General features: G+C 65.3%; 15 protein-coding genes and 1 tRNA gene. 10 read left to right on the top strand and 6 right to left on the bottom strand.

Annotated elements, in window-relative coordinates:
• The first annotated feature begins 20 nt into the window (after positions 1–20).
• On the top strand, positions 21–470 hold the full coding sequence (locus tag U1737_RS19990) for an HdeD family acid-resistance protein (protein WP_332798009.1): 450 nt from the start codon (positions 21–23) through the stop codon (positions 468–470).
• A 344-nt stretch (positions 471–814) separates the two neighbouring features.
• Here the strand turns inward: U1737_RS19990 and U1737_RS19985 are convergent, their stop codons facing one another.
• The 5 genes from U1737_RS19985 to U1737_RS19965 form a co-directional block, all read right to left on the bottom strand.
• Positions 815–1294 (bottom strand): glutathione peroxidase, encoded by a 480-nt coding sequence (locus U1737_RS19985; RefSeq protein WP_332798008.1) that lies wholly within the window; start codon positions 1292–1294, stop codon positions 815–817.
• Positions 1295–1320: 26 nt separating this feature from the next.
• Positions 1321–1911: a GNAT family N-acetyltransferase gene (locus tag U1737_RS19980; protein WP_332798007.1), complete on the bottom strand. Its 591-nt coding sequence runs from the start codon at positions 1909–1911 to the stop codon at positions 1321–1323.
• A complete protein-coding gene (locus U1737_RS19975) occupies positions 1908–2621 on the bottom strand; it encodes an ABC transporter ATP-binding protein (protein WP_332798006.1) in 714 nt (237 codons plus the stop codon). Before U1737_RS19975 ends, U1737_RS19980 begins: the two co-directional genes overlap by 4 nt.
• A complete protein-coding gene (locus U1737_RS19970; RefSeq protein WP_332798005.1) occupies positions 2614–3864 on the bottom strand; it encodes a lipoprotein-releasing ABC transporter permease subunit in 1251 nt (416 codons plus the stop codon). Before U1737_RS19970 ends, U1737_RS19975 begins: the two co-directional genes overlap by 8 nt.
• Before the next feature lie 676 nt (positions 3865–4540).
• Positions 4541–4630 (bottom strand) — tRNA-Ser (locus U1737_RS19965).
• Positions 4631–4785: 155 nt separating this feature from the next.
• Here U1737_RS19965 and hspQ point away from each other — a divergent pair.
• The 4 genes from hspQ (at position 4786) to U1737_RS19945 (ending at position 6796) form a co-directional block, all read left to right on the top strand.
• The gene (gene hspQ / locus U1737_RS19960) at positions 4786–5181 is read left to right on the top strand and encodes a heat shock protein HspQ (protein ID WP_332798024.1); all 396 of its coding nucleotides are present in this window, start codon (positions 4786–4788) and stop codon (positions 5179–5181) included.
• A gap of 243 nt (positions 5182–5424) precedes the next feature.
• Entirely contained in the window at positions 5425–5772 is a 348-nt protein-coding gene (gene rplU / locus U1737_RS19955) for a 50S ribosomal protein L21 (protein ID WP_107963253.1), read from the top strand.
• A gap of 13 nt (positions 5773–5785) precedes the next feature.
• Entirely contained in the window at positions 5786–6076 is a 291-nt protein-coding gene (gene rpmA, locus U1737_RS19950; RefSeq protein WP_132738101.1) for a 50S ribosomal protein L27, read from the top strand.
• A gap of 174 nt (positions 6077–6250) precedes the next feature.
• Entirely contained in the window at positions 6251–6796 is a 546-nt protein-coding gene (locus U1737_RS19945) for a GNAT family N-acetyltransferase (protein WP_248522932.1), read from the top strand.
• 269 nt (positions 6797–7065) lie between these two features.
• On the opposite strand, the gene U1737_RS19940 is transcribed toward U1737_RS19945, so the two are convergent.
• Positions 7066–7935 carry a metal-dependent hydrolase gene (locus U1737_RS19940; RefSeq protein ID WP_332798004.1) on the bottom strand — a complete coding sequence of 290 codons (870 nt, stop codon included), beginning with the start codon at positions 7933–7935 and terminating at the stop codon, positions 7066–7068.
• 63 nt (positions 7936–7998) lie between these two features.
• Here U1737_RS19940 and U1737_RS19935 point away from each other — a divergent pair, with 63 nt between their 5' ends.
• From U1737_RS19935 to U1737_RS19915, 5 genes are all read left to right on the top strand, one after another.
• On the top strand, positions 7999–8598 hold the full coding sequence (locus tag U1737_RS19935) for a TetR/AcrR family transcriptional regulator (RefSeq protein WP_248522930.1): 600 nt from the start codon (positions 7999–8001) through the stop codon (positions 8596–8598).
• 77 nt (positions 8599–8675) lie between these two features.
• Positions 8676–9722: a GTPase ObgE gene (obgE, locus tag U1737_RS19930; protein ID WP_056055836.1), complete on the top strand. Its 1047-nt coding sequence runs from the start codon at positions 8676–8678 to the stop codon at positions 9720–9722.
• 115 nt (positions 9723–9837) lie between these two features.
• A complete protein-coding gene (proB, locus tag U1737_RS19925; RefSeq protein WP_332798003.1) occupies positions 9838–10935 on the top strand; it encodes a glutamate 5-kinase in 1098 nt (365 codons plus the stop codon).
• Between the two features lie 34 nt (positions 10936–10969).
• Complete coding sequence (locus tag U1737_RS19920; protein WP_248522928.1) at positions 10970–11881, top strand: NAD-dependent epimerase/dehydratase family protein; 912 nt, start codon at positions 10970–10972, stop codon at positions 11879–11881.
• Between the two features lie 58 nt (positions 11882–11939).
• Entirely contained in the window at positions 11940–12185 is a 246-nt protein-coding gene (locus U1737_RS19915) for an acyl carrier protein (RefSeq protein WP_031394130.1), read from the top strand.
• The last annotated feature ends 94 nt before the right edge of the window (positions 12186–12279 follow it).

The following is a 12279-nucleotide window of genomic DNA, read 5'->3' as shown; positions in this document are numbered from 1 at the left end:
GACTTCTGGGAGCATTATCTATGACCGATCCACGCGGGCGCTTTGCCGAGACTGAAGCCACGGCGGCGGGGACGCCTCGGGCGGGCTCCGGCTGGGGGTGGATCCTGGCTTACGGCGTGCTGTCGGTGGTGCTCGGGATCATGGCGTTCGTGTCGCCGTTTTCCGCGACTTATGCCGCGACGCTGGTGATCGGGGCGTTTCTCATTGCGGCCGGGATCGTGTCGATCGTGTCGGGGTTTGCCGGCAAGGGGCATGAAGGGCGCGGCTATGCGATCGGGTTTGGGCTGGTGTCGCTGGTGATCGGGCTGATCATGGCGTTCGAGCCCGCTACCGGCGCGATTTCGCTGACGTTGCTGATTGCGGTTTGGCTTGGCGTGCGGGGCGCGTTGGAGATCGGGCTCGGGGCGCGGTTTCGGCGGGGCAAGGGGCTGATGATCGCGCTGGGGGTGGTGACATCGTGCTGGCGGTGATCGTGCTGGCGACGCTGCCTTGGTCGGCGTTGACGTTGCCGGGGTATGTGTTGGGGATCAGCTTCTTGTTTGGTGGGGTGGCTTCGGTTGCTTCGGCGCTGGCGCACAAGAGGGGGGCGCCGGCGTTTTCGGTCTAGAATGTTCTCCCGCGAAGGCGGGAGTCCAGTCTGGGCCCCCGCCTTCGCGGGGGAACCAGCTTGCTCTTGGTATCCGCAGCCGGCCCCATACTACACCACCCCGGCGGAGGCCGGGCCCAACTGGAGAGGTTGTAGTAACGGAGCGCAGCGGACTTCACTGCTGTCTCCCAATTGGGCCCCGGCCTTCGCCGGGGTGGGGGCAGATCGTTACAGCAGCTTCTCGATATCCTTGCGGATATCCTCGGGTTTGGTCGTTGGGACGTAGCGATCCACAACAGCCCCATCCCGCCCGACGAGGAATTTGGTGAAGTTCCACTTGATCGCCTTCGACCCCAGCACGCCCGGCGCGTCGGATTTCAGGCGCTCGAACAGCGGGTCCGCCCCTGCCCCGTTGACGTCGATCTTCGCAAACACCGGGAACGTCACGTCGTACGTCAGCGTGCAGAAATTCGCGATCTCCGCCGCATCGCCCGGCTCCTGCCCGCCGAACTGGTTGCACGGGAACGCCAGCACCTCGAACCCGCGCTCGGCATAGATGCGGTGGAGCGCTTCGAGGCCTTCATATTGCGGCGTGAAGCCGCATTTCGACGCGGTGTTGACGATCAGCAGCACCTTGCCGCGATACGGCTCCAGCGACGCCGCGCTGCCGTCGGCGGTCTTCACGGTGAAGTCGGTGATCGCGGTCATGGGCGGGTCCTCAAGTCAGGCGGCAGTCAGACGGGGTGTCGGGCCAGCAGATACGCAAGGTTCTGACGCACGCCCGGCCATTCGTGGCAGAGGATGCTGTAGACCACCGTGTCGCGCAAGCGGCCGTCGGCCATGACCTGGTGTCCGCGCAACATGCCATCGCGCTTTGCGCCGAGTCGTTCGATCGCGCGCTGAGAATTCTTGTTGAGCGAGTCGGTGCGGATCTGGATGCATTCGCAGCCTAGCGAATCGAAGGCGTGAGTCAGCAACATCAGCTTGGCCTCGGTGTTGACGCCGGTGCGCTGAACGGCCTTGGCATAGAAAGTGCCGCCGATTTCGAGCCGCTTGTTACTCTCGTTCATCCGCATGAACCGCGTGGTGCCGACGACAGTCCCGTCGGCGACCACCGCGAACAGCCGCGCGCGCCCGAAATCCTGTTCGCGCATCGCGGCGGCGAGCCAGCGATCCGGCGTCTTCATCATCGCGACGTTGGCGTAGAACGTGTCCCAGAGGTTGTCCGCCGACGCCGCGGCGACCAGCGCGTCCATGTCGTCGGCGACCAGCGGGCGGAGCGTGACGTGACGCCCGACGAGCGTCGGCGTCTCGCCCCAGGTCACGCCAGCCGTCCCTCGTGAAGCCGCAGCACGCGGTCCATCCGCGCCGCGAGCCGCTCGTTATGCGTCGCGACCACCGCGGCAGTGCCCTGTTCGCGGACCAGGCGGATGAACTCGGCGAAGACGATGTCGGCGGTATGCTCGTCGAGATTGCCGGTCGGCTCGTCTGCCAGCACCAGCGCGGGCTTGTTGGCGAGCGCGCGGGCGACTGCGACGCGCTGCTGCTCGCCACCCGACAGCTGGCTCGGGCGGTGCGTCAGGCGATGGCCGAGGCCGAGCTGGGTAAGCAATTCCGCCGCCCGCCGGTCCGCCTCGGCCCGCGTCGCGCCGTGGACGAGCTGCGGGAGGACGACGTTCTCGGTCGCGTTGAAGTCCGGCAGCAGGTGATGGAATTGGTAGACGAAGCCGAGGCTGTCGCGCCGCACCACGGTGCGCTCATGCGCGTTGAGCTTGGCCGCCTCGGTACCGGCGATCCTGATCGATCCCTGGAAGCCGCCTTCGAGCAGGCCCACGGCTTGCAACAGCGTGGACTTGCCCGACCCTGACGGTCCGAGCAGCGCGACGATCTCGCCCGGTGCGATCGCGAGGTCGACGCCGCGCAGCACGTCGATGGTCGCGCCGCCCTGCGTGAAGCTCTTGGTCAGTCCGCTGGTCTGGAGGACGTAATCGTCGAACTTCTCGATCTGGCGATCGATTCTGAGACCTTCATTCATAACGCAGCACCTGCACGGGGTCGGTACTCGCCGCTTTCCAGGCCGGATAGAGCGTCGCGAGGAAGCTGAAGATCAGCGCCATCAAAGCGATCACGATGATCTCGACGGGGTCGGTCTTCGACGGGAGTTCGGTCAGATAGCGGATCGACGGATCCCATAAATTCTGGCCGGTGACGAGCTGGACGAAGTTCACGACCCCCTGGCGGTAGAACAGGAAGATGAAGCCGAGCCCCAGCCCCGCCAGCGTTCCCAGCGCACCGATCGTAGTGCCGACGACGATGAAGATCCGCATCATCGAGCCGCGCGTCGCGCCCATCGTGCGCAGGATCGCGATGTCGCGCGTCTTGGCGCGGACCAGCATGATCAGCGACGACAGGATGTTGAACACCGCGACCAGGATGATGATCGACAGCACGGTGAACATCGCGACGCGTTCGACCGCAAGCGCCTCGAACAGCTGCGCGTTCATCATCCGCCAGTCCTGGATGACGGCGCGCCCGCCGACCTTGTCCGCCAGCGGCTTGAGAATTTCACCGACCCGGTCCGGATCGACCGTATTGACCTCAACGATCCCGGCCGCGTCGCCCATCAGAAGGAGCGTCTGCGCATCCTCGATCGGCATGATGATATAGGCTTTGTCATAGTCGTAGACGCCGATCTCGAAGATCGCGCCGACGGTATAGCTGACAATCCGCGGGACCGTGCCGAACGGGGTCGTTTGCCCCTGCGGACTGAACAGCGAAATATCGGAGCCGACCTGCGCGCCGAGCGACTCTGCCAACCGTGATCCGATCGCGATCCGTCCACTGCCCGCCGTGATCGACTGGAGCGACCCCATCAGCACCTTTTCGCGAATCGTCGAGTTGCGGCGGATGTCGTCGACGCGCATCCCGCGCACCATCACCGCCTCGGCGCGGCCGTTATAGGTGGCGGCGAGCGGCTGCTCGATCAACGGCACCGCGCTGGTCACGCCGGGGGTCGCCCGCGCCTGGGCGACGATCTCGCGCCAATCGGGCAGACGGCCGCCGACGCCCTGCACCACCGCATGGCCATTAAGCCCGACGATCTTGTCGAACAGTTCGGCGCGGAAGCCGTTCATGACGCTCATCACGATGACGAGCGCGGCGACGCCGAGCATTACCGCGACCAGGCTGATCGAGGCGACGAGAAAGATGAACGCCTCCCCTTTGCCCGGCAACAGATAGCGACGGGCTATCATCCGTTCGTAGCGGGACAGGATCATGGGCAGCCGGGTTCGATCGTTAGGGAAACTATGCTCAGGCTCTAGGACGCGTCCCCGTGCGAGGCAACACATGCGAGACAGCCGCGCAAAGCAGCGCGAGCGTGGGGAGGCGAGCCGGAACGCGAGTTGGGATCGCGGCGTGCTGGGCATGATCTTGCCCGATGGTTAGATTGGTATGTTGCGTAATCGCCACAGGGCTTATCCAATCGTGCCGCCAGACGCGCAAATACCGTGACAAAGCCCGCTCATATAACTAGCAAAAACCTTGCTGAGACACAGGCAACGGCCGTGGTTCGGGGACTGCTTTTACGCCGCACCAAAGGTGCTGAGCGAAAGCGCAAAAATGGGGGCTGACGAGCGATCGTCACGCAGGCGCCCGGGTCGGCAACGGCCCGGGCGTTTGCTTGTCCAGCCCGGTTCTTCCGACATTCTATGCTTGGGCTACACTATCCGGCGCGACAGGTTGCAACTACCAAGTCACTCCGTTGCCTACCGCCAGTGGCCGAACCCGAATAGAATCGCGCCTTGGAGCTTTGAAATCTGACAGTCGTACCGGCGACGCGATCGGGAGACGCGTGCAGGATCGACTGTCCAAGGCATAGTTCGATACACGCGCAATCGCGGCCGGGGACGGCCGCGCCCAAGGGGCAGTTTATATAGCGATGTCAGAAATAAATGGCGGAGAGGGTGGGATTCGAACCCACGGTACCCTCGCGGGTACGCCGCATTTCGAGTGCGGTACATTCGACCACTCTGCCACCTCTCCGCAGGTCATCCAAAACACTGCGAACAGCGCCTCCGATCGGTCGAAGGGGCGCCTCTAATGAAGTGACCCTGGGGACGCAAGCGGATTTCGAGCGTCCGGGCCCAGTCCGGCGCGTTTTCCTTGTGCGGCGCAAAACAGCCCCTAAATTGGCCGATATGCCCCGACACGACAGTATCGCTCACTACATCACGAGCCCGCTTATCCCCGCCGAGGTGGTCGCGCCGCCGATCTCGCATGCGAATTTCTCGATCGGCGACGTCGTGCGGCACCGGCTGTTCGATTTCCGCGGGGTGATCTTCGATGTGGATCCCGTCTTCGCGAACAGCGACGAATGGTATGCCGCGATTCCCGAGGACATCCGTCCGCGCAAGGACCAGCCCTTCTACCATCTGCTCGCCGAGAACATGGAGTCGAGCTACGTCGCCTATGTCAGCCAGCAGAACCTGGTACCCGACGAAAGCGACGAGCCGGTCGATCATCCGGCGATCTCGGGGTTGTTCAGCGATTTTGCGAACGGGCGGTATGCGCTGCGTCAGGTTCATCGGCACTAAGCCGAATCGCCAGACCCTAGATAGAGTGTTCTCCCTCGAAGGCGGGAGCCCAGACTGGATCCCCGCCTTCGCGGGCAGACAATTCTGATTACGACCTAACTCCATAATGCTGCGGGCGACCTAAAACCGCCCTCGTCCGCACCCTTCGCGGTTGACAACTCCCCCCCCCTCCCTTAGCTGCCCGGCTTCTCCCGGCGAACCCTGTGTTCGTGGGGTACAGGTATTTGGAAAGAGACAAGGGCCATGTTCGCAGTCGTGCGCACGGGCGGCAAGCAGTATCGCGTCGCCGCCGGAGATAAGATCGTCATCGAGAAGATCGAGGGCGATGCAGGTGCGTCGGTGACGCTGGGTGACGTTCTGCTGGCGGGCGAAGGCTCCGAGTTGCGGTCCGTCGAGGGCTTCGTCGTCGCTGCAGAGATCATCGCGCAGGCGAAGGCGGACAAGGTCATCGTCTTCAAGAAGCGTCGTCGTCATAACTATCGTCGCAAGAACGGCCATCGCCAGCAGCACACGATCCTGAAGATCGTCAGCGTTGGTGGCCAGACCGCCAAGAGCAACGAGGGCGACACCGCCCCGGCCGCTCAGGCATAAGGAGTAGCTTCAGATGGCACATAAGAAAGCAGGCGGCTCTTCGCGCAACGGTCGCGATTCGGCCGGTCGTCGTCTCGGCGTAAAGAAGTTCGGTGGCCAGGCGTGCGTCGCCGGCAACATCCTCGTGCGTCAGCGCGGGACGAAGTTCTACCCGGGCACGAACGTCGGTATTGGTACCGACCACACGCTGTTCGCGTTGGTCGATGGCCGCGTCGTGTTCAGCCAGGGCAAACTCGGGCGCAAATTCTGCTCGGTCGAGCTGGCAGCGAACGACACGGCAGAGATGCCGGTAGCAGCCGAATAACATCGGGTAACCATCCGGGTTGCCCACCAGGGTGACCCGGGTCGCGAAAGCGAACCTGAACAAGGGAGACGGGTCACCCCGGCTCCCTTTTTTATTGCTCCCTCCACGCGGCTGTCGCGGTCCCGTCATCCCGACGTGGCATGCGCGCAGCCAATGACGCGATAGGAGAGAGCCGTGTTCGCGCGCACCAAGAGACTGACGTTACGGCCGGGTTGGCCGGAGGATGCGCCTGCTTTGGCGCGGGCGATCGGCCACCAATCGGTGGTCGCCAAGCTGGCGCGAGCGCCCTGGCCGTATGCGCTGGGCGACGCCGAGGCGTTTCTGGCGCAGCCGCGTGGGCCGCACGACCCACATTTCATGATCGAGACAATGGAAGCGGGCGCGCCGCGACTCGTCGGCGGGATCGGTATCCGCGCGGCGGATGCGGGGCATGAGCTCGGCTATTGGCTGGCGCCGGACGCCTGGGGTCGCGGCTATGCGACCGAGGCTGGCGAGGCGGTGGTGGCGATCGCCCGGCATGCGCTGGGCCTGCGGCGGCTGGATGCGTTTCATTTCGTCGACAACCCGGCGTCGGGGCGCGTGCTGGCGAAGCTCGGGTTTCGACCGACCGGGCGGGTCGAGCCGCGGACATCGCGTGGGCGGGGTGGCGAGGCGCCGGCGGTGATGTTCGAGCTGGATCTGGATGACGACCGATGTGCGCCGATGCCTTTGGCGGCGTGATTTAGACCGCCGTTTCCTGAGCACTTACCACCACCCCGGCGAAGGCCGGGGCCCAATTGGAAAGGTTGCAGTAACGGAGCGATGTCCCTCGTTAGCACCGTCTCCGAATTGGGCTCCAGCCTCCGCCGGGGTGGATTGATGTCAGTTGGCAGCCTGCGAGTCATGTTCCACAAAGCTCCGTCATCCTGACGAAAGTCAGGATCGAGGGTAACGGGTGCAGTCGCTAATGGCTCTGGATCCTGACTTTCGTCAGGATGACGGGAAAAGGCTCAGGCCACCGCCGCCACCCGCTTAGCCACCGGCAGCACCGCCGCCTCATACTCGCTCTCCGCCAGCCCGATCAGCGCGCGGTCGTCATGCTTCCACGGATGGAACCCCGGCAGGAAATAGGCCGCCCACACACCCGCGACTTTTCGCGCCATCCCCGGATTGCCGAACGCGTACCACGCCATCCGCGCCCACACGCGCGGCCCGGTCAGTCCGTCCTGCCGCAGTAGTTCCGCCATTCCGCGCGCACGCCCGGTGAAGAAGCGCCACGTCGTGATCAGCATCACCTTCGACTTGATCCGCCACCGCAGCAACCGCGGCCAGTCGCGAGTCGCGTGCAGCCAGGTGTCGTAGGCGACGCCCTTGTGCTCGATCTCCTCGGCTGCGTGCCACAGCCACAACGCCGCCGCCTGCTCGTCGCCACCGGCCAGATGCTTCGGGTTGGCGATCAGTTCGTGCGCCAGCATCGCGGTGAAATGCTCGAGCGCAGTCGTCGCGGCGAGGCTCGCAATCTCGGGTTTGTCCTTGGTGATCGCCAACTGCGCATCGACATCGGCCATCAGCGGCGCGACGTCATAACCCTGGTCGGTCACGTGGCGGTTGAATGCGACATGCTCGCGGGTGTGGATCACCTCCTGCTTGATGAAGGCGTTGATCTCGGCGTGGAGCTTCGGCGGCGTGCCCTCGCGAAACTTCCGGACGCTGTCGACGAAATAGCCCTCGCCCTTGGGAAACGTCACCGACAGCGCGTTGTAGAACGCGGTCGCGACGGGATCGTCGTTCAGCCACCAGCGACGGATATCGGCGCCACGACCGAAGCGGCGGTCGCGCGGGGTGATCGTCAGATCGGCAGGCGTGGTTGCTTTCGCCACGGAAACCTCCAAACAGGAATGAACACTCGTTACTTACATTGATGTAAATAGGTTTCCCGGTCCGTGACGTCAACACCGCGCAAGCGCCTCTCCCCCACCGAATCGCGTGAAGCCGCCGTCGAGGCGGCGCGCGCGCTGCTCGTCGAGAGCGGCCCCAGCGCGGTCACGTTGAAGGCGGTCGCGGGCCGGATCGGGCGCACGCACGCCAATCTGCTTCACCATTTCGGTTCGGCGGAGGCACTGCATACCGCGCTGATCACGCGGATGGCGGCGGACATCGTCGGCACGATTGGCGCCGCGGTACTGCGAGTACGAGCCGGAGAGCTGGATCCGCGCGAGGTCGTCGAGATGACCTTCGATGCGTTCGGCAAGGGCGGCGCGGGGGCACTCGCCAGCTGGATGATCCTGTCGGGGAATACCGATGCGCTCGACCCGATTCTCACCGCGATCCACGATCTGGTCGACGAACTCGCGGAGGGCGACATGCCCGGCGACCAGCCGATCCAGGAACAGACGTTAACGCTGGTGCTGATGGCGCTCGGCGATGCACTGATGGGGGCGCCGATGGCGCGCGCGCTGGGATTGCCGGTCGGCAAGGCACGCGAACTGGCGCTCGACGCGCTGCTCGCCAGCAAGGACGCTGCCACCCCTCCCCGCTGCTGACACGCTCGGATCGGGGACGAATCGCGAGCCGAATCGCAGAGGGTAGAAATTTTTGCCCATTTCGCTATGGGGCGGCGATGCATTTTCTAGACCAAGCCAAGATCTACGTACGTTCGGGTGAGGGCGGCCCCGGTGCCGTCAGCTTCCGCCGCGAGAAATATATTGAATATGGCGGCCCCGACGGCGGCAATGGCGGCAAGGGCGGCGACATCGTGTTCGAATGCATCGCCGGCCTGAACACGCTGATCGACTTCCGCTATACGCAGCATTTCCGGGCGCCCCGAGGCTCGGGCGGGTCGGGCTCGAACCGCACCGGCGCGGGCGGCAAGGACCTCGTCATCCGCGTTCCGCTCGGCACGCAGGTGCTGTCGGAGGACAAGGAAGAGGTGCTGATCGACTTCACCGAAGTGGGCCAGCGCGAAGTCCTGTTCCGCGGCGGCGACGGCGGGCGCGGTAACGCGAGCTACAAGACGTCGACCAACCGCACCCCGCGCCAGCACGGCACCGGCTGGCCGTTCGGCGAGGCATGGGTCTGGTTGCGGCTAAAGCTGCTCGCCGATGCGGGCCTCGTGGGCCTTCCGAATGCGGGCAAGTCGACCTTCATCAACCAGGTGACGAACGCGCAGGCGAAGGTCGGCGAATACGCCTTCACGACCACGCGCCCGCAGCTGGGCGTGGTGCGCCACAAGCAGCGCGAGTTCGTGGTCGCGGATATTCCGGGGCTGATCCAGGGCGCCGCCGAGGGTGCGGGGATCGGCGATCGGTTCCTGGGGCATATCGAGCGGTGCCGGGTGCTGCTGCATCTGGTCGATGCGAACGACCGTGACGTGGCCGAATCGTACCGGATCGTCCGCGACGAGCTGGAGAATTACGGCGAGGGGCTCACCGACAAGAAGGTGATCGTCGCGCTGAACAAGATCGACATGCTCGATCCCGAACTGATCGCGGCGCTGTCGGCTGAGCTGGCGGAAGCCAGTGGCGCCGAGGTGATGGCGATTTCGGGGGCGAGTGGCGCTGGGATCGAGGCGGTGCTGGACCAGCTGATCGAGGCGATCGGGCCAGCCCCGGGCGCGGCGAAGGAACTGGAAGAAGGCGAAGTGCCGGTCGCATGGTCGCCGCTCTGACCCTTAAAACCCTCTCCCCTGCGGGGAGAGGGTTGGGTGAGGGGCTGTTCCGGGCGATGTGCTGCTTGGCTGCCCCTCACCCCGGCCCTCTCCCCGAAGGGGAGAGGGAGCAGTGATGTTTCCGCCTTCGTCTTGTACGCGGCTGATCGTTAAGATCGGGTCGGCGTTGCTGGTCGATCCTGACGGAAGCGTTCGGCGGGACTGGCTTACGGGCCTTGTGGCCGACATTGCTGCTCGGACTGGTGAAGGCCAGCAAGTCGCCATCGTCTCGTCCGGCGCGATTGCGCTCGGTGCTCGGCGTCTAGGTCTCCCCAAGGGGGGCCGGGCGAGTCTCGAAGACGCGCAAGCCGCAGCCGCCACGGGGCAGATCGCACTCAGCCAGGTCTGGGCCGAACTGCTCGCCGCGCAGGGGCTGAACGCGGCGCAGATGCTGGTCACGCTCGACGACCTCGAAGACCGCCGCCGCTATCTCAACGCCGCCGCGACTCTCAACCGGCTGTTGTCGCTCAAGGTCATCCCCGTCATCAACGAAAACGACAGCGTCGCTACCGAGGAGATCCGGTTCGGCGACAATGATCGTCTCGCCGCACGCGTCGCGCAGGCGGCCGGCGCGCAGGGTGTGATCCTGCTGTCCGATGTCGACGGGCTCTACACCGCGAACCCGCATGCCGATCCGTCCGCAACTCATATCGCCAGCGTCCCGCGCATCGACGCGGTCGCGGGGATGGCGGACGACGGGTCCGGCTCGGGGATGGGCTCGGGCGGGATGGCCTCGAAGATCGCCGCCGCGCGGATCGCGACCGGTGCCGGCATCCCACTATCAATCGCGTCGGGGCGGATCGAGCATCCACTCTCCACCCCTGCCCGCCACACGATCTTCACTGCCGAACGGACTGCATCTGCGCGGAAGGCTTGGCTGGCGGGCGGACTGACCGCGAAGGGTGCGATCCATGTCGATGCGGGGGCTGCGGCGGCGCTCGGCCAGGGGCGGAGTTTGCTTGCTACCGGGGCGACTCGGATTGAGGGCGGCTTCACGCGCGGGGATCTCGTGACGATCGAGGGGCCTGCCGGGACGGTCGCGCGGGGGCTCGCGGAGTATGACGCGGCGGAAACTGCGCGGCTGCTCGGACGGCATAGCAAAGAGCATGCGGCGATCCTTGGCTACGCGCCCCGGTCTGCGCTGGTGCACCGGAATCACTTGGCGCTCCTATGACTAGCGTCGCGGTGTTTACCTCTGGAGCGCTGTCATGATCCTGGCCATCACCGGCGGCACCGGGTTCGTCGGCAGCCACCTGATCGACCATGCGCTGGAGACCGGGCACATTGTCCGTGCGCTCGCCCGGAAGCCCCAGGCCAAGCGTATCGGCGTGACCTGGATCGAAGGCGCGCTCGATCGCCCCAAGAGCCTCGCGACCTTGGTCGAAGGCGCGGACGTGGTGATTCACGTCGCCGGTGTCGTCAACGCCCCCGACCGGGCCGGCTTCGGCAAGGGCAATATCGCCGGCACCGAAGGCATCCTCCAGGCGACGCGGGCGGCGGGCATCCGCCGTTTCGTCCACGTCTCCTCGCTCGCCGCGCGCGAGCCGACGCTGTCGAATTATGGCTGGTCGAAGGCGGAGGCGGAAACGCGCGTCCAGACATCGGGGCTGGACTGGACGATCGTCCGCCCGCCCGCGATCTTCGGCCCGCGCGATCACGAGCTGCTCGACGTCTTCAAGGCGGCACGGTCCGGCTATGTGCCGATGCCCCCGGCCGGCACGCGCGTCTCGTTGCTCTATGTCGAGGACCTGACCGCGCTGCTGCTCGCGCTCGCCGATAGTGCCGATGCGCCGTCGATCATGGAGCCCGACGACGGCGTACCGAACGGTTGGGACAATCGCGACTTCGCACGAGCGATCGGCGCTGCGGTGAACGGGGCGGTGGGCAAGTCGGTCAAGGTTTTCTCGACACCGCGCGCGCTTCTTAAACTGGCATCCGCCGCCGACAGGCTTATCCGCCGCCGCAAGGCCAAGCTGACACGCGACCGGGTCAGCTATTTTTGTCATCCCGACTGGGTCTCGCACAAGCCGCCGCTGGCTGCGCTCTGGACGCCTTCGGTCCCGACCCCACAGGCGCTTGCGCAAACCGCGGCGTGGTATCGCGCCGCCGGGCTGCTATAGCGCCGAAAAGCCGCCGCAATTTCCTGTCAGGGATGTGTGCGACACCGAAGGGAATAGCATGAGCGACCGTCAGCAGATCTACGACACCGTCACCGCGCAGATCGAGCCGTTCAACAAGAAGGGCGTCGCGCTCAGCGATGCGACCACGTTCCAGGGTGACTTGGAGTGGGACAGCCTGACCGTCATGGATTTCGTCGCCGCGATCGAGGACGAATTCGACATCATCATCACGATGAACATGCAGGCCGAGATCGAGACGGTCGGCCAGCTGGTCGATGCGGTCGCGAAGTTGAAGGCCGCCTAACACTACCCTCCCCCGTTCGCCCTGAGCGAAGTCGAAGGGTGCCCCGTGAGGCGAGGCTTCGACTTCGCTCAGCCCGAACGGGGTGGGGGGAAAA

The organism is Sphingomonas fucosidasi, from assembly GCF_036663855.1.
GTDB classification, from domain to species: Bacteria; Pseudomonadota; Alphaproteobacteria; order Sphingomonadales; family Sphingomonadaceae; genus Sphingomonas; species Sphingomonas faeni_B.
This window is presented reverse-complemented; position numbering and strand designations above follow the sequence as displayed.